The organism is Photorhabdus namnaonensis, from assembly GCF_001684335.1.
Lineage (GTDB): Bacteria > Pseudomonadota > Gammaproteobacteria > Enterobacterales > Enterobacteriaceae > Photorhabdus > Photorhabdus namnaonensis.
Genome location: NZ_LOIC01000003.1, coordinates 1 through 24,407, shown reverse-complemented (window position 1 = coordinate 24,407; position 24,407 = coordinate 1). Strand labels below are relative to the sequence as shown.

General features: G+C 42.4%; 22 protein-coding genes and 1 pseudogene. 8 read left to right on the top strand and 15 right to left on the bottom strand.

Annotation, left to right across the window (positions count from 1 at the left end):
- Positions 1 to 34 precede the first annotated feature (34 nt).
- Positions 35 to 475, bottom strand: a complete 441-nt coding sequence (locus Phpb_RS00405) for a hypothetical protein (RefSeq protein ID WP_065388685.1) — start codon at positions 473 to 475, stop codon at positions 35 to 37.
- A 277-nt stretch (positions 476 to 752) separates the two neighbouring features.
- On the opposite strand from Phpb_RS00405, the gene Phpb_RS00400 reads away from it, so the two are divergent.
- A complete protein-coding gene (locus Phpb_RS00400) occupies positions 753 to 1,106 on the top strand; it encodes a helix-turn-helix domain-containing protein (protein WP_065388687.1) in 354 nt (117 codons plus the stop codon).
- Positions 1,103 to 2,383, top strand: coding sequence for a type II toxin-antitoxin system HipA family toxin (locus Phpb_RS00395; RefSeq protein WP_065388684.1), 1,281 nt, complete (start codon positions 1,103 to 1,105; stop codon positions 2,381 to 2,383). Before Phpb_RS00400 ends, Phpb_RS00395 begins: the two co-directional genes overlap by 4 nt.
- A gap of 87 nt (positions 2,384 to 2,470) precedes the next feature.
- Here the strand turns inward: Phpb_RS00395 and Phpb_RS00390 are convergent, their stop codons facing one another.
- The 7 genes from Phpb_RS00390 to pgpB all read right to left on the bottom strand — a co-directional run bounded on the left by Phpb_RS00390 (position 2,471) and on the right by pgpB (position 7,451).
- Positions 2,471 to 2,950, bottom strand: coding sequence for a nuclear transport factor 2 family protein (locus Phpb_RS00390; protein WP_065388683.1), 480 nt, complete (start codon positions 2,948 to 2,950; stop codon positions 2,471 to 2,473).
- 28 nt (positions 2,951 to 2,978) lie between these two features.
- Positions 2,979 to 3,584 (bottom strand): TetR/AcrR family transcriptional regulator, encoded by a 606-nt coding sequence (locus tag Phpb_RS00385; protein WP_075489350.1) that lies wholly within the window; start codon positions 3,582 to 3,584, stop codon positions 2,979 to 2,981.
- A gap of 363 nt (positions 3,585 to 3,947) precedes the next feature.
- Positions 3,948 to 4,274 (bottom strand): stress response translation initiation inhibitor YciH, encoded by a 327-nt coding sequence (gene yciH, locus Phpb_RS00380; protein WP_065388682.1) that lies wholly within the window; start codon positions 4,272 to 4,274, stop codon positions 3,948 to 3,950.
- Positions 4,264 to 5,010, bottom strand: a complete 747-nt coding sequence (gene pyrF, locus Phpb_RS00375) for an orotidine-5'-phosphate decarboxylase (protein WP_065388681.1) — start codon at positions 5,008 to 5,010, stop codon at positions 4,264 to 4,266. The genes yciH and pyrF overlap by 11 nt, the downstream gene beginning before the upstream one ends.
- A 44-nt stretch (positions 5,011 to 5,054) precedes the next feature.
- Positions 5,055 to 6,224: a lipopolysaccharide assembly protein LapB gene (lapB, locus tag Phpb_RS00370; RefSeq protein ID WP_065388680.1), complete on the bottom strand. Its 1,170-nt coding sequence runs from the start codon at positions 6,222 to 6,224 to the stop codon at positions 5,055 to 5,057.
- 6 nt (positions 6,225 to 6,230) lie between these two features.
- Positions 6,231 to 6,542, bottom strand: a complete 312-nt coding sequence (locus tag Phpb_RS00365) for a LapA family protein (protein WP_065388679.1) — start codon at positions 6,540 to 6,542, stop codon at positions 6,231 to 6,233.
- A 174-nt stretch (positions 6,543 to 6,716) separates the two neighbouring features.
- Positions 6,717 to 7,451: a phosphatidylglycerophosphatase B gene (gene pgpB, locus Phpb_RS00360; RefSeq protein ID WP_065388678.1), complete on the bottom strand. Its 735-nt coding sequence runs from the start codon at positions 7,449 to 7,451 to the stop codon at positions 6,717 to 6,719.
- A 250-nt stretch (positions 7,452 to 7,701) separates the two neighbouring features.
- Here pgpB and ribA point away from each other — a divergent pair, with 250 nt between their 5' ends.
- Complete coding sequence (gene ribA, locus Phpb_RS00355) at positions 7,702 to 8,298, top strand: GTP cyclohydrolase II (protein ID WP_065388677.1); 597 nt, start codon at positions 7,702 to 7,704, stop codon at positions 8,296 to 8,298.
- 69 nt (positions 8,299 to 8,367) lie between these two features.
- Here the strand turns inward: ribA and acnA are convergent, their stop codons facing one another.
- A complete protein-coding gene (acnA, locus tag Phpb_RS00350) occupies positions 8,368 to 11,043 on the bottom strand; it encodes an aconitate hydratase AcnA (protein ID WP_065388676.1) in 2,676 nt (891 codons plus the stop codon).
- Between the two features lie 253 nt (positions 11,044 to 11,296).
- Between acnA and Phpb_RS00345 the strand changes: the two genes are divergently transcribed.
- The gene (locus tag Phpb_RS00345) at positions 11,297 to 12,124 is read left to right on the top strand and encodes a hypothetical protein (RefSeq protein ID WP_065388675.1); all 828 of its coding nucleotides are present in this window, start codon (positions 11,297 to 11,299) and stop codon (positions 12,122 to 12,124) included.
- Between the two features lie 49 nt (positions 12,125 to 12,173).
- Here Phpb_RS00345 and cysB read toward each other — a convergent pair whose 3' ends face one another.
- Together cysB and topA are read right to left on the bottom strand one after the other, a co-directional pair.
- The gene (gene cysB / locus Phpb_RS00340) at positions 12,174 to 13,148 is read right to left on the bottom strand and encodes an HTH-type transcriptional regulator CysB (protein ID WP_065388674.1); all 975 of its coding nucleotides are present in this window, start codon (positions 13,146 to 13,148) and stop codon (positions 12,174 to 12,176) included.
- Positions 13,149 to 13,452: 304 nt separating this feature from the next.
- Positions 13,453 to 16,053: a type I DNA topoisomerase gene (gene topA / locus Phpb_RS00335; protein WP_065388673.1), complete on the bottom strand. Its 2,601-nt coding sequence runs from the start codon at positions 16,051 to 16,053 to the stop codon at positions 13,453 to 13,455.
- Between the two features lie 334 nt (positions 16,054 to 16,387).
- On the opposite strand from topA, the pseudogene Phpb_RS00330 reads away from it, so the two are divergent.
- Positions 16,388 to 16,602 (top strand): annotated as a pseudogene (locus Phpb_RS00330) (DUF2498 family protein).
- Positions 16,603 to 16,701: 99 nt separating this feature from the next.
- Here Phpb_RS00330 and Phpb_RS00325 read toward each other — a convergent pair.
- From Phpb_RS00325 to catA, 3 genes are all read right to left on the bottom strand, one after another.
- Positions 16,702 to 17,535, bottom strand: coding sequence for an alpha/beta fold hydrolase (locus tag Phpb_RS00325; protein WP_065388672.1), 834 nt, complete (start codon positions 17,533 to 17,535; stop codon positions 16,702 to 16,704).
- A gap of 405 nt (positions 17,536 to 17,940) precedes the next feature.
- A complete protein-coding gene (sohB, locus tag Phpb_RS00320) occupies positions 17,941 to 18,987 on the bottom strand; it encodes a protease SohB (protein WP_065388671.1) in 1,047 nt (348 codons plus the stop codon).
- Positions 18,988 to 19,460: 473 nt separating this feature from the next.
- A complete protein-coding gene (gene catA / locus Phpb_RS00315) occupies positions 19,461 to 20,099 on the bottom strand; it encodes a type A chloramphenicol O-acetyltransferase (protein ID WP_065388670.1) in 639 nt (212 codons plus the stop codon).
- Positions 20,100 to 20,465: 366 nt separating this feature from the next.
- Here catA and Phpb_RS00310 point away from each other — a divergent pair, with 366 nt between their 5' ends.
- Both Phpb_RS00310 and cobO read left to right on the top strand, forming a co-directional pair.
- Entirely contained in the window at positions 20,466 to 21,230 is a 765-nt protein-coding gene (locus tag Phpb_RS00310; RefSeq protein ID WP_065388669.1) for a YciK family oxidoreductase, read from the top strand.
- Entirely contained in the window at positions 21,230 to 21,826 is a 597-nt protein-coding gene (cobO, locus tag Phpb_RS00305) for a cob(I)yrinic acid a,c-diamide adenosyltransferase (RefSeq protein WP_065388668.1), read from the top strand. The genes Phpb_RS00310 and cobO overlap by 1 nt, the downstream gene beginning before the upstream one ends.
- Positions 21,827 to 21,859: 33 nt before the next feature.
- Here cobO and rluB read toward each other — a convergent pair whose 3' ends face one another.
- Complete coding sequence (gene rluB / locus Phpb_RS00300) at positions 21,860 to 22,792, bottom strand: 23S rRNA pseudouridine(2605) synthase RluB (RefSeq protein WP_065388667.1); 933 nt, start codon at positions 22,790 to 22,792, stop codon at positions 21,860 to 21,862.
- A gap of 516 nt (positions 22,793 to 23,308) precedes the next feature.
- Here rluB and Phpb_RS00295 point away from each other — a divergent pair.
- The coding region (locus tag Phpb_RS00295; RefSeq protein WP_122983166.1) for a filamentous hemagglutinin N-terminal domain-containing protein at positions 23,309 to 24,407 on the top strand (1,099 nt) is incomplete at its 3' end.

The window sequence follows — 24,407 nt, the reverse complement described above, 5'->3', positions numbered from 1 at the left end:
CGTGTCCCCCCCGGGCTGCCAGTGAACGTGATGGTTAATAACCTGAAAGCCCTGCGGGCTTTTCGCCTGATATCACCGCCCGCATTGGACGAGGGTTTACGGCGGATTTTGCTAAGTAATTCTGTTGAATATTATCTGATGCTTGAGATCCTGCAATTGCAGCTATTTTACCTGCACCAAGTTGTACAATTTTGTGCAACTTTGGTTCTAGTGCATCATGTATACAAAAACTAAACTCATTCCCGCTTTTATCAAATAAGCCCGTACTTTTTTTTGCCTGATCTCTACAGAACTTTACCGCATACCAGATGTGTTCAGCTTCTTTACTAGGAACTCGCCACTTAAGCTGACTCCAATGAAGGTATCTTCCTTGTTTATCAGCAATACTATATTCACTGAGGTATTCCCCGAATTTAACAAAATCTAAATTTGAAAAATTAAGTTTAGGTGATTGTTCTACAGGATGTTTTGCCATATTACCTCATATTTTAAAATTTGATGTATAGGTAAGTATGACAGTCAATCCTTAAGGAGATCAACACGAATAAACCAGATTCATGAACTGTTTGAAACGGAGGATTTATTTTATAAAGGACTCATATGAATCTTTAAAGTACATTAAATGCATTTATAAGCTTCATTTAGAACTCTTAAATCTCTCTATTTTCATATTTAGATTTTAGTAAAATAAGAGGTATAATAAAGTCTCTTAACCATAAAATTTAAACTTAAAAGGTGTATTTGTGGCTCTAATGCTTTATACCGAATCAGAATTGCAGGCAGAACTTGGGCACCGCCTCCGAGAGCACCGACTGCGGCGCAACATGCTCCAGACAGAGCTGGCACTCAGAAGCGGTATTTCCGTCTCTGCGCTCAAAAAACTAGAGGCCAGTGGACAAGGCACGCTTGAGAATTTCATGAAGACCGTCTTTGCTCTACGACTGGAAGATGGAGTAAAGTCGCTGTTTATGCCACAACCAGTCAGTATTGCACAGCTCGAAGCTATGAAGGCACCCGTTCGCCAGCGCGCTCGACGTACCCCTCGCTCAGCCAAGAAACCCTCCGGCAACGGCCGCTCTCATCAATCAGGAGACGCAAAAAAATGACAACGCGAAACTTTCAGTACCGGTCACTAAGTCGATTACAAGTAGTCTATAGTGGTCGAGGGGAACAGTGGGTGTTGGGTCATCTGGCCGAAAGTACTGTGCGTGGCCGCTATTTATTTGAGTACACCCAAGAAGCTCTTGATAATGACATCGAATTCTCGCCCCTAAAACTGCCACTTTCCACAGAGACTTACGCGAATTTCGAGCACTTTCAGGACTGGCTCCCGGGCTTCATCGCAGATTCCCTGCCGGACGGCTGGGGACGGCTGCTTATGGACCGGTTCCTTCGCCGTAATAATGTCGATCCTGACCGGATTTCCGTCTTGGAACGCTTGGCATTATTAGGCAATAACACAATGGGGGCTATGACCTACCAACCTGCTCTGCCTTTACCTGACGACCAACAAGATAAATATAGTATTCTGAACTTGACCGGACTGGCACAACAGATCCGTCAAGAAGTCACTGGTCAGGACTCGGAGGCACTGCGTGAACTTTTCCTGCTTGGCGGCTCGCCCCACGGCGCCAGGCCAAAAGCACAGGTAGAATATAATCCATCCACCGGCCAGATGAAAACAACTGCGTTCCCAGAGAGTGAACCTTGGCTGGTCAAATTCCCCGCAGCAGAGGAAAATCCTTGGGTCTGCGCCCTTGAGGAAGTGTATGCCTGTTCGGCCAGAATGGCAGGCATCGATTTCCCCGCAAGTCGCTATTTCCGCCTTGAAGGGGAACTCGCCGCTTTCGGTGTCCAGCGTTTCGATCGTGAGAATGGAATGCGGGTGCCGGTTCTGAGTATGGCCGGCGCCCTACATGCCGATTTCCGATTACCCTGTATGGATTACATAGATATCTTACGGGCGACAAGCTCCATCACACGCTCTGTTGTTGAGCGAGAAATCCAGATCCGGCGTATGGTGTTCAACGTGTTGATGCATAATCGTGATGATCATGTGAAGAATTTCTCCTTCATTCTGAATAAAAACAATGAGTGGGTGGTGTCCCCCGCCTATGATCTGACCTTTGCGGACGGACCCGGCGGACAGCATCAAACCGCAGTGGGTGGTCATGGCACGAATATCACCCGCACCATGTTGCTTAAGGTTGCCAAAGATGCAGGCATCGCGTCGGCCAAAATGAATAACATTATTGATGAAGTGGCAGATGTCGCCGCTGACTTCGCCCATACGGCACGGAATGTAACTGATGATATTCCCACTGACGAGCTCCATCAAGTCACGAACTACATTAACCGTAATCTGTCTTGTCTCAAACGATAAATTCAACATACGGGCCTTCTGAATTCTTCCGTTATCAGAAGGCCAGGCATGCACATCAGCCGCGTTTCGACCATCTCCTGAAAAGGATTACAACCCTAACTCAGATAATCCAGGATGATCATCAGGACGACGACCTAATGGCCAATGAAATTTGCGTTCAGATTCTTTTATCGGCAGATCATTAATGCAGGCATAACGGTTGTACATCAAGCCATCTTCGTTAAATTCCCAATTCTCATTACCATATGAGCGAAACCAGTTACCGGAATCGTCATGCCATTCATAAGCATAACGAACCGCTATTCTATTATCAGTAAACGCCCAAAGTTCTTTAATTAATCGATATTCATGCTCTTTCACCCATTTTCTGGTTAAGAATGCTTGGGCTTCCTGACGGCTATTAACAAATTCAGCACGATTACGCCAATGAGTATCCAATGAATAAGCCAATGCAACCTTTTCAGGATCACGGCTATTCCATCCATCTTCCGCCAAGCGGACCTTTTTAATAGCGGTTTCCCGAGTAAATGGCGGTACCGGTTGGCGAATTTCTTTTGTATTAGACATATTGTCTCCTAATTATAATTAAATTTCATTAACTCACATCGTATTTATTCAGCAATGCTTCGGCAATATTCATCGCCTCTAAAGCATAATGTGTATCATTCATCACATGCGCCGTTGTAATAGCGCCTTCTATTAAGAGTAGGAGCTTCCTCGCTAAATCTACCGATGAATCTGGTGATATTTCTTCACAAATAGAAAGTACGTAAGTAAAAATTTTCTCTTTATGTTCTTTAGCAATTATTCTTACCGGATCATCAGGATTAGGTCGCTCACCGGATGTATTGATAAATGCACATCCTCTAAAACCATCACTTACGAACCATCGTTGTAATACCAAAAAAATATTCAGCAATTTTTCTTTAGGTGTTTTATATTCGGCCATTGATGAGGTAAACCACCGCATCCAGCGTTCATCCCGCCGACGAAGTACTTCTTCAATCAACCCCTCTTTCGTACCAAAATACCGATAAATTGTCTTACGCGAAGAACCTGTCGTGCGCGTTATCAGATCGATACCTGTAGCCGCAATCCCCCTTGTGTAAATCAATTCTTCTACAACATCCAACATGTTTTCCCTGATGTTGGGCGCCCGCTCATCTTCCATGTTTTTCATGGTAGAACGATCATTCTCCACAGTCAACCTCTTTACTAAAAAAATGGATTTAAATTGTTATCTCTATGATTTAAAAAGCAATTATAATACTCATCGCCTTTTTCATCAAAACTGCTCATTTCCATAATAGCTCTTTTAAATAAAAATATTATCAAAAAAACGAAGAAATAATATTAAATTTTCTACTGCCATTTATTGATAATTATATCAATTTAAAAATATAAATTTATTTTTATAGAATATTGAAAATATTCAATCTTATCTCTTTATTGTGAGTTACTTTTAATTAAAATTTTTAAGAATATTATTAATAAATATATTAAAACACTAACAATGATTAGAACAATAAATAAAATGAATAAAGGGCGAATATCCGCCCTTCTGTTAACCACCAGCTAATTTAACTGTCATCCCTTTAGCTTCAAGTAACTGCTTCAATAAATCCCTTTTATCACCTTGAATCTCTATTTCGCCATCCTTTACTGAACCACCACAGCCACATTTTTTCTTCAATTCAGCCGCCAGTTTAATCAGTACCTGATCATCAGCATCAATCCCGGTAATTACACAAACCCCTTTTCCTTTACGGCCACTGGTTTGACGTTGAATACGAACAATACCATCTCCTTTTGAGCGCTGAGGTTTTACCGTTTCCTCCTGAATACGGCCTTTATCTGTGGAATAGACTAGACGCGAATTATTATCTTGCATTAATCACTCCCGCAGTAGATTGATTAATCTGACGCAATGCTGCCGCAGGATCGGCGGCACGGGTAATCGGACGCCCAATAACCATATAATCAACGCCCGCCAATACCGCCTGTTCCGGCGTCATGATACGGCGCTGATCGCCCGCGTCACTGCCCGTCGGACGAATCCCCGGAGTAACTAATTGAAAACTCTGACCACAAACCTTTTTCAGTTGTTGAGCTTCATGCGCAGAACAAACCACACCATCTAGTCCACATGCCTGAGTCAGTTTTGCCAACCTTTCAGCCTGTTGCGCTGGCGTCATATCAATACCAATACCTTGTAGATCCGATTGTTCCATGCTGGTTAATACCGTAACAGCAATTAACAACGGCGCATCATGACCATAAGGCAGCAGCGCCTCTTTCGCCGCCGCCATCATTCTGGCGCCGCCACTCGCATGGACGTTTACCATCCAAACGCCCATTTCAGCAGCAGCGGCTACCGCTCTGGCGGTGGTATTAGGAATATCATGGAATTTCAAATCCAAAAATAGTTCAAAACCACGTTGATGCAACAACTTAACAAACTGCGGACCATGCAGGGTAAACATCTCTTTACCCACTTTCAGACGACAATCCTGTGGATCAATTTTGTCGGCAAAAGCCAACGCGGAATCCTGATTGTCGTAATCTAAAGCAACAATGACAGGCGAATTAATCTGTTTACCGAATGATGCTAAGGTATGCGATGTCATTTTTTAACCTTTTTGACTAACAAAGAAATATTACTGTGATATTGTCACTGACCATCCAACCCACGAATCGGTTTAATTGAATCCCATGAACGGCATGATGGGCAGTGCCAATAAAGTGAATGAGGAGTAAAGCCGCATTTATGGCAGCGATAATTAGGTTTGGTACGAATTTGTTCACCCACTATGTCCCGCAGCAAGATAATGCTTTCTTTCGCCCGCCCCTCTTCCGCCTCCGCCAAATGGTAATCCATCAGGCGGTAAAATAGGCGCATAGTCGGATGACGCTCTAATCGATGGTTGATATAAATTTGCGCGACTTTATGTCCTTCTTGCCGCTCGATAATATCAGCCAGCAAAAGTTCAGCCGTCGCCCCACAATCTTCCTCGACACAACGTCTCAGGAAATCTTCCCATTCATCAGTTTGATTCAGATGCTGGTAACACTCCTGGAGAATAGGCAACACCTCACTAACCAACTGCTTATCCTGCTCAAGAACAGATTTTAAAACATCCGCCGCTTTGAGGTACTCTTGTCGAGCCATAAACAGGCGCCCCAACATGATAGAAACTCTGGCGCAGTTTTTATCCGCCTGAACCGCTTTATTGAGATAACTGATAGCCTCGTCAAGATCATCCCCGCTCATCTCCTGTAAAGCGAGTTCACAATAAAAATGGGCAATTTTTTCCCGCAAATCATGTTTGCCGGATTTAACTAACTTCTCAGCGATATCAATAGCTTTTTTCCAATCACTGGTTAGCTGATAAATAGCCAGCAACGATTGAAGCGCATTTTCCCGAAAATCTTTTTCATTTACCAATTGAGCGAACATATTTTCAGCACGATCATACAAACCCGCGGACATATAATCACGGCCCAATTGTTGCGTCGCAAGCAGACGCTGATCAAATGTCAGAGAAGCGCTTTCCATAAGAGATTGATGAATGCGGATAGCCCGCTCTACTTCCCCCCTGGAACGGAATAGATTCCCCAAAGTCAAATGAGCTTCAAAAGCGGAACTGTCCTCTTTAAGCATTTCAAGAAACAGATCCACAGCTTTATCTTGCTGGTTTGAAAGGAGAAAGTTAACCCCGGCAACATATTCTCGTGATAGGCGATCAGCATTTTGTTGCTTATCCTGTTGAGCACTTCTGCGCCCCATATACCAGCCATAAGCAGCGGCCACAGGAAGCAACAGAAACAGCAGCTCTAACATAGGAGTTTATTCCTTGCTAAGTGCAAGCGATGAATGAGTAACCGAAGGTTCAGCAGGTTGCTCCAGTTGCGCTTCAAGTCGCTTAATCTTTCGTTCAGCTCTTCCTAATGACAAACGAACACGAAGATAAAATAATCCACAAATAACCCAACCTAACACGAAACCGCTAGCAAACAATACAGCCAAAAGTGTAGATACAGAGTAATTCCCTTTAGCGATCAGATAGTTAAACGTAACCATCTGATCATTATTTGATCCGAGAGTCACCGAGATGACAAAGATCACCAACACCAGTAATAAAATCAGAAAATATTTCACATTTTTTCCTGTTATCTATTGTTGCTTGGACATTGTTTCTTGGACATTATGCTGGATAACGGCCCATTAAATTAGCATTTCCAGTCTGGATAAAGGAAGCAATTTATCATGATAAATGCGTCTTTCAGCTTTTTTACGATATCTTCTCATCGATTAAGTGTAAATAAGAAGCAATTACACCGCCAAATCCTTTTTGTCGTTAATCAACCGCCATTTTTCTGTGAGATAACAAATAGCCATCACTAATACCGCGCTAATTAGCGTTGATATGATAATATCCTGCGGCCAGTGCATACCTAATGCCATCCTGCTAATCAAAACACTCATTGCCCATATCGTCACAATTATAGACAAAATATAGCGACGACGCGGCCATAAAAAACCTACTAAAAGTAGTGATAAACTGGCGGCAAACAAGGTATGCCCAGAAGGAAAAGCATATCCGGTCTCACTTTTCCAATGAGTGAGTTGCCATTGTGGAATACGGTCATCAGCTTTTAAATTGCGTTGCAACAACTCGGCCCGCTGTTTTCGCGAATGTTGATAAAACTCATCTGCTGGCACTCGATAGTTTTTTTCTAACCAAACAACATAAGGGCGAGGCTCTTTAGTGGTATTTTTTACCAAAACCTTTATGCCTTGCCCTGTTAAAAGGAGCACCATAACAATAGCGAGCAATATTCCTCCCTGTCTGGCCGAAGTAGCGAACAACCATAGCATCCCTAAAATAAAAAACAGAAAAACCAGATAACACCACGGCTCACCGGAAGTATTAGTAATCCAATACAGTACTTCAAGCCATAAACATTCTCCCATAGGCTGCCATTGCCAGCCTGCCATCAATACAGCTATAGGTGGTAACAATAAAATCAGGGTTACGGCAATAATAGGTTTGGTAAATTGATTCATATCTGGCACCGGATTATTTTTATACACAATTTTAAAAACTTGTTCAGCGTTAACATGTTAGTGTTATAACTGCCATTTATATATGATTATCTGAAAGTTTTTGACAGATAATTTGCGGTAAATATGGCAAAATATCGCCGCATTATAATCAGAGAAAATCTTTTATGCAGTGTCCCCTGATTTCCCAGACCGGTATTGTTTTTCACATCTATGTCTTGTAACGAGTCTGAATCAACATATGAACAATAAAATGCAATTAAAACGAGTCGCTGAGGCCAAGTTACCCACTCCCTGGGGAGATTTTTTAATGGTCGGCTTTGAAGAAGTCGCCACAGGTCAAGATCATGTCGCATTAGTATACGGCACTATTTCTGGCAATGAGCCTGTCCTTTCCAGAATCCATTCAGAATGCCTGACCGGTGACGCCCTATTTAGTCTACGTTGTGATTGCGGTTTTCAACTTGAAGCCGCCCTTACCCAGATTGCTAAAGAAGGGCGAGGTGTATTACTTTACCATCGGCAAGAAGGTCGTAATATTGGCTTAATCAACAAAATTCGTGCTTATGCGTTACAAGATAACGGTATCGATACTGTAGAAGCTAACCATCAGTTAGGTTTTGCCGCCGACGAGCGTGATTTCACTTTATGTGCGGATATGTATAAATTACTCGGCGTTCAAGCTATTCGCCTGCTAACCAATAATCCCAAAAAAGTGGAAATTATGACCGAAGCAGGCATTAATATTGTAGAACGTGTTCCATTAATTACCGGCCGCAATCCTAAAAACGCTTATTATTTGGATACCAAAGCCAGAAAAATGGGGCATTTGTTACCTGAGCAAAATTAGTTTTTCAGTAAACTAGCCGGAAAAGACGGCGCTTAAATAATCAGCGCCGTCTTTAGTATGCTGTAAAATCTATTTCAACATGTGGCGAATAACATAATGCAAGATACCACCGTGGTGGAAATAATCTAATTCAGTTCTGGTATCAATACGACTATGAGCATTAATGATTTCCTTACGCCCATCCGCATAAGTCACTTTCACCGGTACAATCTGTCCCGGCTTGAGGTTATTCATTCCTTCAATATCAATTGTCTCATCGCCACGTAGATTTAGCGTTTTACGATTTATGCCCTGAGGGAATTCCAGCGGTAATACTCCCATACCAATCAGGTTCGAACGGTGAATACGCTCAAATGATTCCGCAATCACCACTCTAACTCCTAATAATCGGGTGCCCTTCGCCGCCCAGTCGCGGCTTGAACCGGAACCATATTCTTTGCCCGCAATAATAGCCAAGGGTGTTTTTTCTTCCTGATAACGCATAGCCGCATCATAAATCGCTAATTGTATCTGTGACGGAATATGGCGGGTATATCCTCCCTCTACACCAGAAATCATCTCATTACGGATACGGATATTGGCAAATGTTCCTCGCATCATGACTTCATGATTACCACGCCTTGATCCGTAGGAGTTAAAATCTTTAGGTTCAACACCATGTTCTTGAAGGTAACGCCCTGCCGGACTGTCAGCTTTGATATTCCCCGCCGGAGAAATATGGTCTGTGGTTACCGAATCCCCAAGAATAGCCAATATATTCGCACTGTGAATATCTGTTATCACTTCTGGCTCGGCGGTCATTTCACTAAAGAATGGCGGGTGACGAATATAAGTAGAATCAGGTTGGAAGTGATAAGTCGCAGAACTTGCGACGTCCAGCGACTGCCAGGTTTCATCGCCATCAAAGACTTCCGCATACTCTTTGTGAAACATATCAGCTTTAATTCGATCAACGGCTTCAGCAATTTCTTTGCTATCAGGCCATATATCTTTCAAATAGATATCATTGCCTTGTTGATCCTGACCAAGCGGATCTTTAGTCAAATCCTTTTTCATACTGCCGGATAAAGCATATGCCACAACTAACGGCGGCGACGCTAGCCAGTTAGTTTTTATCAGAGGATGGATACGACCTTCAAAGTTTCGGTTGCCAGAAAGGACGGCGCCGACGGTAAGATCAGCTTGTTTAATCGCAGTTTCAATAGATTCAGGCAGTGGCCCGGAATTACCAATGCAAGTTGTGCAACCGTAACCAACCAGATTGAAGCCCAGTTTCTCCAGATATGGCATCAAACCCGCCAGTTCAAGGTAATCCGTCACCACTTTCGAGCCAGGCGCCAGTGAGGTTTTCACCCACGGTTGGCGTTTAAGCCCTTTTTCAACCGCTTTCTTCGCCAACAAACCCGCAGCCATCAGGACACTGGGATTAGATGTGTTGGTACAGGAAGTTATCGCGGCAATGACGACAGCGCCTTCTTCTAACTCATACTTCTGGTTATCCTGATTAACTGGCGCTGAGACGGCTTTCCCCTGGGATTTATTCATTTCCAAATCAACGGCTGATTGAAATACTTGGGGTACTTGCGCTAATGCCACTCTGTCTTGTGGACGTTTCGGTCCAGCGAGGCTCGCTTCCACTGTCGGCATATCCAGCTCAAGAGTGCTGGTAAATACCGGTTCATCACCGGGATTTCGCCATAATCCCTGAATCTTACAATAAGCTTCCACCAGCGCAATCTGCTGTTCTGTGCGCCCTGTCAACCGCATGTAGCTCAGGGTAATATCATCTACCGGGAAGAAACCGCAAGTCGCCCCATATTCCGGCGACATGTTGGCAATGGTCGCCCTGTCTGCCAGCGGCAAATCAGCTAATCCATTCCCATAAAATTCTACGAATTTCCCGACCACGCCATGTTTACGCAGCATCTGAGTCACTGTCAGTACCAAGTCTGTTGCGGTAATCCCTTCGCGTAACTTGCCGGTAAGTTTAAAACCCACCACATCAGGAATAAGCATGGAAACAGGCTGTCCTAACATAGCTGCCTCAGCTTCAATACCACCTACACCCCATCCTAAAACACCAAGGCCATTAATCATGGTGGTATGAGAATCGGTACCAACTAAAGTATCAGGGTAAGCCAACTCCCGCCCGTTCTGCATTTCATGCCAAACCGTTTTTCCCAGGTGTTCCAGATTTACCTGATGGCAAATTCCCGTTCCTGGCGGAACAACACGAAAACGGTTAAACGCTTTTTGCCCCCAACGCAGAAAGAGATAACGTTCATAGTTCCGTTCCATTTCTAATTGAACATTTTGCTCAAAGGCTTTTTCCGTGCCGAATTTATCCACCATAACTGAATGGTCAATAACCAAATCAACGGGTGATAATGGATTAACTTGTTCAACATCGCCACCAAGACGCTGGACCGCCTCTCTCATGGCCGCTAAATCAACAACGGCAGGAACACCGGTGAAATCCTGCATCAATACACGTGCTGGCCGGTAAGCAATTTCTCTGTCTGCATGACCGGTATTTTGCCAATCAACAATGGCTTTCAAATCATCCTCAACAACAGAATTGCCATCAATATTGCGAAGAAGATTTTCCAGAAGAACTTTCATAGACTTGGGTAAACGGGAAATATCCCCCAAATGTTTAGCAACCAGTGGTAAGCTGTAATAATCATATTGTTTACTTGCAGCGGAAAGTGTTGAAACACAAACCTTTTTCAAATCAAACGACATAACTCCTCCTTCTTCTTATATTGGCATAACTCAAAACTACCTTAACGATAATGGCACAAATTAAACATAACATATAAGCAAATATTTGTTTTTTATTACCGCACAATGTGTCAATTCAGTGTATCCATCAGAATTTCAGTAATAAATTTTGATAATTTAGTCGGGTAAACAATCGAATGATAATCAGATAGAATTAGCTGGCTAACAATTCAATTGGATTAAAATTATCAATTAAAAAAACAAGGACAAAATAATGGATATAAAAAACGCAATTACGCATAACCAGGAACATATCGTAAAAATCAATGAAGCAAATACCTTCTTTCACATCGATGACGCTTATTTCAGTATAGAAAATACCAATAAATATAACGAAAAAGATGGTTTAGTTCAGTTCATTATAACCAAACAATTATCCGATAAACCAGAAGTTATAGAAAAAACCAATAGTTTAAGTAAAACATTAATTGCACTCTCCTCCATTGCAACCAATTATGTCAATAAATACGCGGAAAAGTATGGAGAGCAATATAAAACAGATATGGACTTTTGGACTACGGTGGTTAACAAATTACCTCTAATGGGTACCAGCAAAGTTGAATCGAAAAATTACACCGACTCATTAAATGGTTTAAGCATCTCAAAAAGTTTTCTTAATTTTATTATGAACGTGGTTGTATTCGAAAATACAGATATGCTGCCAGATTTCGCTAAGTTCCTTACTAAACAAGGAGAAACGATCCGCTTAGGTATACGGAAAAATAAAGGCTTTTATTCTACTGTGACACTGACAATTGCTATCGATACCTTAATTGTAGGAGATAAGACCGTATATATTCCGAAACTAAAACTCTACCGAGTTAATTTTGATAGCACTAATGCAAACTTTTTATCAAGTTGTGCTTCTAATGAAAATGTCAACATTGATTTTGAGTATTCATCCTTGATATCGGTCTTAGACTATGAAGCGCTCGAGAATCCTGAGATTAAAACCAGTTTTGATAGTTTTATTAACAAACAAAGAAAAACATCAATAGAAGAGTCTGATGATTTCTTCAGTGGTGAGTTTGAATCCAACTGATAAGCAAAATTAGGGAACTAATAGCAATATTAGCTCCCTAATTATTTCATTATACGATTGGTAATTTGATATCTTTAAACATGGCTTCGATATCTTCATTTGAGCGCAAAGCAACCGCCTGATCAATCACATCACGCGTCAGGTGAGGCGCGAAACGCCACATAAAGTCATACATGTAGCTGCGTAAGAAACTACTGCGACGAAAACCAATCTTAGTTGTGCTATAGCCGAATTTATCACGCATATCAATGCAAACCAGATCTTTATCCTGTACCGGATCAACCGCCATGTTGGCAATAACCCCCACACCCAACCCTAACCGAACATAAGTTTTAATAACATCAGCATCCGTCGCAGTGAAAACAATTTTAGGTTTTAAACCCACTTTATCGAATGCGACATCTAACTCAGAACGACCAGTAAAGCCAAATGTATAAGTGACCAGTTGATATTCAGCCAATTCTTCAATTGAAACACTCTCTTTACCTGCCAGCGGGTGATCTGACGTCACCACTAGCGTCCTGTTCCAATGGTAACAAGGCAACATTACCAAATCTTCATATAAATGGAGTGCTTCAGTTGCAATAGCAAAATCAGCATTACCTTTACTCACAGCTTCAGCAATTTGCGTCGGCGACCCCTGATGCATGTGTAAAGAAACCTGCGGATAACGTTCAATAAAGCCTTTAATCACAGGAGGTAATGCATAACGGGCCTGTGTGTGGGTAGTCGCAATATATAGCGAACCACGATTCGGATAAGTATGTTCACTAGCAACTGACCGTATTGCATCAATCTTAGATAATACTTCACGAGAAATTCGGACAACCTCTTCACCTGCGGGAGTAACATGCGTCAGGTGTTTACCACTACGGGAAAAAATCTGAATACCTAATTCATCTTCAAGCATTCTGACTTGCTTACTGATCCCGGGTTGAGATGTATACAATCCTTCCGCCGTAGATGAAACATTAAGGTTGTGGTTTACCACCTCCACGATGTAACGAAGCTGTTGCAATTTCATATAAACACCATCCCAAAATAAACGCTGTGAACAATTATGACTTAGAAACCTGGACTGATATTGCTGTTTGCTATTTATTATAACGAATAGAAATAATATTGTTGTCGCATATAACCACTATAACACGATTATATATTTATATAACGAATAATTGAAAATTCATAATGAATGTTTAGCGAGATTCTAATTCATATATTTTAAGATACTGCCTATAGACAAAAAAAGCCAACCTATAAAGTTGGCTTAATAGAAGAAAATAACCCCTTTGCTGAAAAAAAGAGAGGGTTGATTCTGTCAGAAATAATTACTTTTTATCTTTCTCAACCCATTTTCCATCAACATAAAACACACTCCAGCCCGTTGCCTTGCCATTTTTCTCCGAAGAAGCATATTGCTGTTTAGTTTTACGGCTAAAACGGATAACTGTTTTGTTGCCTTCAGCATCCGCCACAGGAGCATCAGCCAAATAACGCAATTTCTCCGGCAGACGCTCTTTAAAACGCGCTAATTCTTCTACCAACGGCGCTCTGGTTTCTCTAGATTTAGGGAAGGTATTCGCCGCTAAAAATACGCCAGCGGCACCATCGCGCAATACAAAATAGGCATCAGATTTTTCACAAGGAAGCTCTGGTAACGGAACCGGGTCCTCTTTTGGCGGCGCGACTTCCCCACTACGCAAGATCTTGCGGGTATTTTTACAAGCTTCATCGGTACAGCCCATATATTTACCAAAACGCCCCATTTTCAGGTGCATTTCAGCGCCGCATTTATCACATTCGATAACAGGACCATCATATCCCTTAATGCGAAATTCGCCCTCTTCCACTTCATAACCATCACAAGCAGGGTTATTACCGCAAACATGTAATTTACGTTGGTTATCAATGAGGTAGCTGTCCATCGCTGTACCACATTTTTTACAGCGACGACGAGCTCGTAACGCATTTGTTTCCGCCTCATCCCCTTCCAAGATATTAAGAATTTCATTCTCAGGGATAAGGTTTATCGTCTGCTTACAACGCTCTTTAGGTGATAACGCATAACCAGAACAACCCAGAAAAACGCCAGTAGTCGCCGTTCGAATGCCCATAGAACGCTGACATGTCGGGCACTCAATAGAGGTAATAACCATCGGATTGGGCCGCATACCACCCTCTTCCGGTTCTTTATTGGCGACGTCTAGCTGTTCACTAAAATCAGTGAAAAACTCATCCAGAACCCATTTCCATTCGGCTTTGTTACTTGCAACCTGATCAAGCTGATCTTCCATTCGCGCGGTAAAATCATAACTCATCAGCTCGTTGAAATTCTCTTCCAGACGATCAGTCACAATCTCGCCCATTTTCTCTGAGTAGAAACGCCGACTCTCCACACGAACATAACCACGCTCCTGAATTGTGGAGATAATGGAAGCATAAGTGGATGGACGACCAATACTGCGTTTCTCCAGCTCTTTAACCAGAGACGCCTCACTATAACGTGCCGGTGGTTTGGTGAAGTGCTGGCTTGGGAGCAGTTGCTGCAAGTCAAGTTCTGTACCAATTTCAACAACCGGCAACGTGTGGTCTTCGTCACCTTTGCGCAGTACAGGCATCACTTTTGTCCAGCCATCAAAACGCAATGTGCGACCTTTGGCCCGCAATTCAAAATCACCCGCCTGTACAGTCAATGTTGTGGAATCATATTTCGCCGGCGTCATCTGACAAGCCACAAACTGACGCCAGATTAGCTGATACAGCTTCTGTGCGTCCGCATCCATATCTTTCAGTTGTTCTGCCATGATATCAACACTGGAAGGACGAATCGCTTCGTGCGCTTCCTGTGAATTCTCTTTACTGCTGTAAGTATTGGCGGTTTTTGGCAAGTACTTATCGCCAAAATTATCACCGATATAACCACGAACCATATCCAGCGCATCCTGACTCAGGTTAGTTGAATCAGTACGCATATAAGTAATATATCCGGCCTCATACAAACGCTGAGCCATCATCATGGTCTTTTTAACGCCAAACCCTAAACGCGTGCTGGCTGCCTGTTGCAATGTGGAGGTGATAAACGGCGCGCTCGGTTTACTGGATGTTGGACGATCTTCACGATCAAGCACTTTGTAACGGGCTGTTTCCAATAAAGAGACAGCGGCTTGGGTTTGCTCACTGTTAACCGGCTTAAACGGTTTACCCTGCTGATGAGTCACTTCCATATGCAGTGAAATTTCGCCTTTCGCCAGCAAATCAGCATGTAATTGCCAATATTCTACCGGTACAAACGCTTTAATTTCACGTTCTCTCTCTACTACAAGACGTACCGCCACCGATTGCACCCGACCGGCAGAGAGCCCTCTGGCGACCTTTTTCCACAGTAGCGGAGAAACCATGTAACCCACAACTCGATCCATAAAACGACGAGCTTGTTGCGCATTTATCCGGTGAATATTTAATTCACCCGGATTATCAAATGCCTGTTTAATGGCATTTTTAGTGATTTCATTAAAAACAACCCGGCTAAAACGATCGCCATCACCACCAATCACTTCCCGCAAATGCCATGCTATGGCTTCTCCTTCGCGGTCAAGATCCGTTGCGAGATAAACATGATCAACTTTTTCAGCCAGCGATTTTAGCTCTGCCACGACCTTCTCTTTGCCCGGCAAAATCTGATAATTCGCTTCCCAACCACGGTATGGATCAACCCCCATACGGTTGACTAATGCAGCTTTCTCATCTTTTTTAACCTTCTTCTTAGACTTATCGGTAGATGAGCTCGAACTCTTTTGGCTGGCTGAGCCACTGGTCGGCAAATCACGGATATGACCAACGCTGGATTTCACCACGTAGTCACTCCCCAAATATTTGTTGATTGTTTTGGCCTTTGCCGGGGACTCCACTATTACAAGAGCTTTACCCATAGTTATCTTTACCTAATTATCTTTTCAGATGGTGAAATTCACTGCGCCATATCACGGTATTTAAAACCTCTTTTTATATTGCGATAGATTCTCAATATATCAACTTATTTTTATTCAGTTGATTTCAAAAAACTCGAAACATATTGAATTATCTAAGGTATTTTAGATACCGCCCATGAGCTATGCACAATGATGAAGTGATCACCGTAAACAAAATCTTCCATCTACATGATGAAAAGTTCACACTCTACCTGATAAAAAATGATGCGCAACAAATTATTTCTGATAAGGATAGAAAAAGGAAAAACTGAACAACATCGATTAAAGATGAACAATGACTAAAAAAACCAACCATATCATCCGTCAACATGAAGATTTTATTCATAGTATGCATATAAATATCGTAGAACAAAAAGGAGATGTATTAGTATTGATGGATAATATTTTCTAAGAAAAAATGGTTTACCCACAGGCAAAAATAGTGCCATTTCCAATATGTTCAAACACCTAAAGCATATCCTATCGAAACAATATTATTTGGAAAATTAATAACAAAAATTTATTGAGCAATGAATAGGCAGATATATGCAAACGGTATAAAAATATATCTGCCGGGTATAAAATACCTCTGATGACAAACTACAAGTATTAATTACATTCTAAAGTGAGATCAGAGAAAAAACCCGCCATCAACGGATTAAACAGCTCTGGTGCTTCCCAGAATGGTCCATGTCCCAAATCGAGCAAGTTATACACCTGGCCAGTCCAGAGATTTTTGTAGGTTATTCCGTTAATATAATCAATATTAACAAATAAATCTTCCACGCCATTAACGATAGCGAGTGGCGTTGGGTTTGTTTCAACCAATAATCGTTGATCCATCACATCTGGTGAAACCGACGCCTCAGACATATATTGCCGAGCCAAACCATCAGTTCGCGCCACTGCGGCTCTTAAAAATGGATCACAAAGTGCGTTTTCTCCATACAACGCCAAGGTATAATCCGTAATTTCCTCTTCTGTCAGCGAAGCCTTACCCGATATTGCCATAAACCGGCTTGGTTTAAATCCAAGCCTGACATTCTCCGCGCCCGGGCTAACCGGCGGCGTGCCACAAATCATTAGCCCAACAATCCCCGGAAATCGCGAGATCAGTTCCAAACCGATATGCCCTCCCAGCGACCATCCGAAAACAGCAACTTTATCGACGCCTAATTTTTCCAATACTTCGATGATGCAAAGGGCATAGCCAGGTATCGAATAGGTCCGGCGAGGGTCCACTGCATTTGATGAAGCGCCATGCCCCGGTAAATCAATCGCTAAAATACGGTATTCGTCACCAAAACAGTCAATTTGATGACAAAAAACGTCTTTACAACTTGAATTCCCGTGTATAAGGAGGACCGGTAACCCATCACCTCCCGTATCAGCAACAGAGATGACAGCATGACTGGTATGAATATCGTATTGTGAAATAGCCATAATACTTTATTTCCTTATGAATATTGTTTTATTGTGAGTTGCCATTTTTCTGGGATTTGCATAGTGCGTTTAAAAACGCCAATAACGCTGTACAAAAGCGACTTGTATTTGTTTGAAGTTCAGCCAGGCGGAATAAACGCAAAGCCAGCGTATCAACTATTGGTGTAGAAAAGCCTGCGGCTCATCACAAGCAGAAAGGGGGACGTAAAGCAAATTATGTAACACCTGTAATATGTTCACATAGTCAAAATATCGAATTTTCAGGGGAATAAGATTATGATAATCAACGTCGCACTATACAATTAGCACATTACAATTAAGCAATATATCAAGGCGCCCCTGAACGTCAAAATAGAACGCCTTAGGGTACGCCAAAATAATTGATCCAAAACAGCGGAACTTTAATTAAAGCAGAGGCTTCTCCCCTCTTTGCCACCAGCGCAATAACAGTTTATCAATACTTTCCATTGCACTGCCGGTGAAACGCTCTACCATGCGTTTACGACGTGTATAACTGATACCAATAACTTCACAGTTATCTATTTGAGCAATCAACAGATCATCGCTGACACCAATTTCGTCAATCAATCCCTTCTCTTTCGCCTGTGAGCCGTACCAGTATTCACCGGTCGCCACATTTTCCACGTTAAGTGATGGGCGATGTGTATGAATAAACGCTTTGAATAATTCGTGAGTCTGATTCAGATCTTCCTGAAATTTTTTCCGGCCCTGTTCTGTATTTTCTCCCAACACAGTCAGTGTACGTTTATATTCACCAGCCGTATGGAGTTCCACATCGATATCATTTTTCTTCAATAGCTTATGAATGTTCGGAATCTGAGCGACCACGCCAATAGAACCAATAATGGCAAAAGGCGCGGCAACCACACGATCAGCAACACAAGCCATCATATAGCCTCCACTGGCAGCGACTTTATCTACGACAATAGTCAAGCGAATGCCTTTCTGACGCAAACGGACAAGCTGAGAGGCCGCCAGCCCATAGCCATGCACCATTCCTCCAGGGCTTTCCAAACGTAACAACACTTCATCTTTTGCATCTGCCACGGCCAGAATTGCGCTAATCTCTTCACGTAATGAATCGACTTCATGAGCATCCATGCTCCCTTTAAAATCCAGTACATAAAGACAAGGTTTCTGTAACCCTTTATGACCGGCTTTAGCATCACTCTTCTTCTGTTTGGATTCGAGCTTTTGCTGCTTATTAAACGCTTTCTGCCAGATTTTTCTTTCCGCCTCCGTCATACGTGCCTGCTGCATTTGACGCTGTTTATCCCGGTATGATTCACCAAGATCGGTGAGTTTCAATTCTCCTTTTAGTGAGGATTTCCGCATTCCTATGCCGATACCGAATATTGCCAGAGCAATAACCGCCAACACTAGCGTAACTACTTTGGCTAAAAACAACCCGTAAAGAGATAAGTACTCCACAAAATCCACCTTTTGTTTCTTAGACTATGAATTTGCAATAAATGCATTTAATTTTTTCATTTAAAAACAATATATTATAATTAATTCGCATTCAATAAATACGAATATGTACAAATAAAAACGCCCAGTATATCGGTCTCTGTAGATAATTCTACACCATTAGATAGAGAAATGGGGAACCAGTTCAAAAATGAGGGATTAGATTGCAGAATCACAAGAACCCGGCGTTTCAACCAAGCACTATGATCGCTACGATTACTTGAAAGAGAAACAGGAAATTATCGAACAATGGGAAAGGAGAGCGTTATCGCTATAAATGATGCAATGGTTCGCTCCCTTGCCGTCGCGATGCATCTTGAAATCCATAGGGTATAAATATTACGGACATAAAAACCACCAGTATTAACTGATGGCTATTAGTGTATTTCAATACAACCTTATATTGAGGCCATAAATAATTCAGTTGGCTTTAACTAAATAAAATCGTTACATAGCTCTTGTAAGTTATTAATAACACGTCCCACATGAAAACCGTCACAAGTAGCATGATGAACCTGAATTGCCAAAGGCAACTGAGTTTGATTTCCATTTTGGTAAAATTTTCCCATTGTAAATATGGGTGGAAAATAATCCGTACAACTCGCAATGTTCAAGTTAAATCCATCAAAACTTACCCACGGCACTGACGATATGTGAAAATGGTTTTCAGGTAATTCTGGTTTAGAAAAAAAGCAAAGATCATCTTTATAGGTTTCATAATCAGCAGAATAGTTTTTCATAAATTCTGTCAGATCAGAATTGAACTCAGTCCAAATCGCTGAAAATGTTTCGGTTTCCTTGTGAAAGATTGTATACGCAGGATTTACATCATCCCATACAATTAATTCTTCATCTTTTATGGACATTCTGAACTCAGAGTAAGAATTCACAACTTTTGATATTAAATAAATCATGGTTGGGTAGAATTTATATTGTTTTTCTACCAACGAAGATAACAAATGGGTAATATCAATCTTTGTTGTCAGACTAAATCCGCATTGCACGACATTACGATAATGCAAGAAATGCTCTTTCCTATCCCAGCAATCTATCTCAATCTTTGAGTAATTCATGTTTTCCCCTTCTAATGTAAAATTTAACAAATTGATTAAATTAGAAGGGCTGATTTTCTGTTTGTATTGGACTCATAATCACTCCAGTATGAAATTGGATAAAATTACTTAGCTCTGATGAAGAAAAATTATATATTAGCCAGAAGCAAATAACTACCAACACAGCGTTATCTTTAATAAATCAGACAACAAAAGACGCCACGCCATAAAAACTTACACAAACCTCTATCAACCTGAGATGTTTTCCGTTTATACGCTGAGCAATCAACCTTGGCAAATTTGACTCAATATATCACTTTCTGTTTTGATAGCCTGAACGGCCTCCGACGGTAATAAATCGTGCCGTCAATAACAGGAAATCTTCAAATGTTACATTACCAACCAAAACATGACCTCCTACAACAACGTATTATTCTGGTGACAGGCGCTGGAGAGGGTATTGGTCGTGAAGCGGCTTTGACCTATGCCCGTTATGGCGCACAAGTGATCTTACTAGGCAGGACAACACACAAACTGGAAGCTGTCCAAAAAGAGATTGAACAAGCAAGTGGTGCCCCTGCAACTATTTACACAATGGATCTGCTTACCGTCACAGCCGAAGAGTGCCAGACATTCGCTGACCATTTAGCGCAACATTATCCGCGCCTGGATGGTGTATTGCATAATGCAGGATTACTAGGAGCTGTCGCACCGATGGCAGAGCAACCCGTGCAATTATGGCATGATGTTATTCAAGTCAACGTCAATGCAACCTTTATGTTAACTCAGGCATTGCTGCCACTATTATTGAAGTCGCCTGACGGATCACTCATCTTTACCAGTTCGAGCGTTGGCCGCGAAGGTCGTTGTGGTTGGGGAGCTTATTCCGCCTCTAAATTCGCAACCGAAGGCATGATGCAAGTTTTAGCCGAAGAATATAAACACACTTCTCTCCGTGTTAACTGCATTAACCCCGGCGGTACACGCACAAATATGCGCGCCCGCGCATTCCCTAACGAAAATTCTGCTAAACTGAAAACACCGGCAGATATTATGCCGCTATATCTTTATCTTATGGGCAGCGATAGTCTGCATAAAACAGGCATCAGTTTTGATGCCCAACCCGGACGCAAAGCAGGACCAGCCGAATAATGACAATCAATGACAACCAGCACCAAAAAAGGCAACAACGCCTAAAAGAAAAAGTGGACTCCCGTATTGAAGCCGCCCAGTTAGAACGAGGTATTCTCATCGTTTTTACCGGCAATGGCAAAGGCAAAACCACCGCTGCGTTTGGCACAGCGACCCGTGCGATAGGTCATGGATTTCGCGCCGGTGTGATCCAATTTATCAAAGGTACATGGGAGAATGGCGAGAAAAATCTGCTAGAACAGCATGGAGTGAATTTCCACGTTATGGCGACAGGTTTTACCTGGGAAACTCAAAGCCGGGAAACGGATACTGTAGCCTGCCATCAGGTATGGCGCCATGCGTTAGAGATGTTATCTGATCCCAATTTGGATCTGGTTGTTTTAGACGAACTCACTTATATGGTGAGTTATGACTATCTTCCTCTGGAAGAAGTTATTACCGCGCTTAACCACCGACCAGAGCACCAATCCGTTATTATCACCGGTCGCGGTTGTCATCGTGAATTATTAGAAATGGCAGATACCGTCACAGAGATGCGTCCGGTAAAACATGCCTTTGACGCCGGTATTAAGGCACAAAAAGGGATCGATTGGTAAAAAGGTCCCGCTATGACGCGAGACCTGGAAAACTTAACGGCCTTTTGGCGCGGTTGTTCGCCCTGCATTCTGGCGCGAACTACCCTGTCGTTTTCCTGACGATGGACGAGATGCTACTTGAGCATGACGTTTAACCGCTCGGCGGATTTGGTTAGCTTTAAGGCGACGTTTATCAGGCCCGACTGCCACTTTGGAAACTGTCTCTTCATTCAAACCCACTAATTGACGCAGATAGTTAGTCTGCTCCAAACCCAGTTCCGTCCATCCCCCGCGCGGTAAACCTTTTGGCAAGCCAATATCGCCATAACGCACACGAATAAGGCGGCTCACCTGTACACCAACCGCTTCCCAAAGACGACGAACTTCACGGTTACGTCCTTCTGTCAGCGTGACGTTATACCACTGATTCATCCCCTCACCGCCTTTAAACGCGATAGTGCGGAATGAAGCGGGACCATCTTCCAGTTGAATGCCCTTAGCCAGTTGCTTCAATTTAGCATCATCAACTTCACCAAAGACACGAACCGCATATTCGCGTTCAACTTCACGGCTTGGATGCATCAAACGATTAGCCAGCTCACCATCTGTAGTAAACAGCAACAAACCACAGGTATTCACATCCAGACGCCCAACCGCTATCCAGCGGGAACCTAACAATTTAGGCAGACGATCAAAAACCGTTGGCCGCCCTTCTGGATCATGACGAGTACAAAGCTCACCTTCTGGTTTGTAATAAGCCAAAACACGGCAAATCGCTTTTTGCGATTCTTTAATATTTAATATCCGACCATCAAGACGGATTTTCGTGGCGGGCTGAACTTCAAGACGATCGCCTAAAGTCGCAATCTTACCGTCAACACTGACACGCCCTTGTTGAATATAACCTTCTATTTCGCGGCGGGAACCGTGACCGGAACGCGCGAGAATTTTCTGTAACTTTTCAGATTTCTGTGTTTTACCGCTCATTGAGCAACCTCTGTTGTCGCCTTCACAGGCGTCGTGTTATATATCAATCAATACGTTATGGTAAGAATTCAATCATAACAAACTGATTTTAATACATTTGATAGCGTAGAATGCTAGAAAATAGATCACACATTCTAGTCCGTGGCCGAGCATTCTACACTAATTTCAAACACAATGATTCTAATCCAGCAATTACAATCATGCGAAAACTGAAAGCCTTATGGCCGGCATAAGGGAACAATATCTCCATCCTTATCGCGATTTACCAACATTTAATATAACAGATTCCCCATTATCAGGATTAAAAAAACTAACACCGATCACATTTCATACTATTCATTCTGACTATCAATTAATTACACATTAAAATGGTTTAATGATGTAACTATTAAACAATCAATATTTTCTGTAGGTAGATGACCATTTTATCACCGAAACCTGATTCGGATACCCAAGTCACTTATTGGTCAATATCACTCACTTTGTAACACTTAAATTAAGAAAAAGGAAAATGCGATGAATAAACGCGACAACTCGGTGGCGAGAGTCACGAGTTATCTTTTAATTTACCTGACGGCAATCCAGCCGCTACACCCGGCGATGGCCGCTGGAATAACCCCGGACAATAACCAGACTCAGGTACAAAACCAAGGCAATGTCCCGGTTGTCAATATTGCCACGCCGAATAACGCGGGAATATCCCACAACACCTATCAAGAGTTCAATGTCGCCACGCAAGGCGCCGTTCTCAATAACGCCACGCAAGCGGCTAAATCACAACTGGCAGGCCAACTTAACGCTAACCCTAATCTGCACGGAAAAGCGGCGGAACTGATTATTAATGAAGTGACCGGCAGCGGACGATCTCATCTGCAAGGCCAATTGGAGATTTTCGGCAATAAAGCCAATGTGATGATTGCCAACCCCAACGGTATTACCTGTGATGGCTGCGGTTTTATTAATACTTCGAGCGCAACACTGACCACGGGTAAACCCCAATTTGATAAACAGGGTGCGTTAGAAGCATTGGAGGTTAAAAAAGGCCAAATTACCATTGGCGGCAAAGGGTTAGACGGCAAAGCGACGGATTATGTCGATATTATCAGCCGGGCAACGGAATTAAATGGAAAAATTCAGGCCAATAACCTGTCGCTGACGCAAGGCGCTAACCGAATCAGCTTAAAAGATGGCACAGTTAAACCTATCGCTGGAGACGGCACTAAACCTCAATTAGCCGTTGACACCAAAGCGTTAGGCGGCATGTACGCCAATAAAATCCGACTGGTTGCCACCGAAGATGGCGTTGGGGTTAATCTGAAAGAATTAACCAGTAACCAGCGTGATATTACGTTAAACGCCAATGGCAAAATTGAACTGGGAAATATTAACGCTAAAACAGACCTGAATATTGTTGGCAAAGAAACCCATATTGCGCCCAATATTAAAGTACAAGCGGGACGGGATATTATCCTGGAAAATACCATACTGGATAATAAAGGAAGTGTGACTGCTGGCCGGGATATGCGGATATTTGGCGACACTGTGCGTAATAGTGGTAATAAAGCCTTGTTGCAAGCCAACAATAATATGTGGATACAGAAAGATGCTCAGGGGA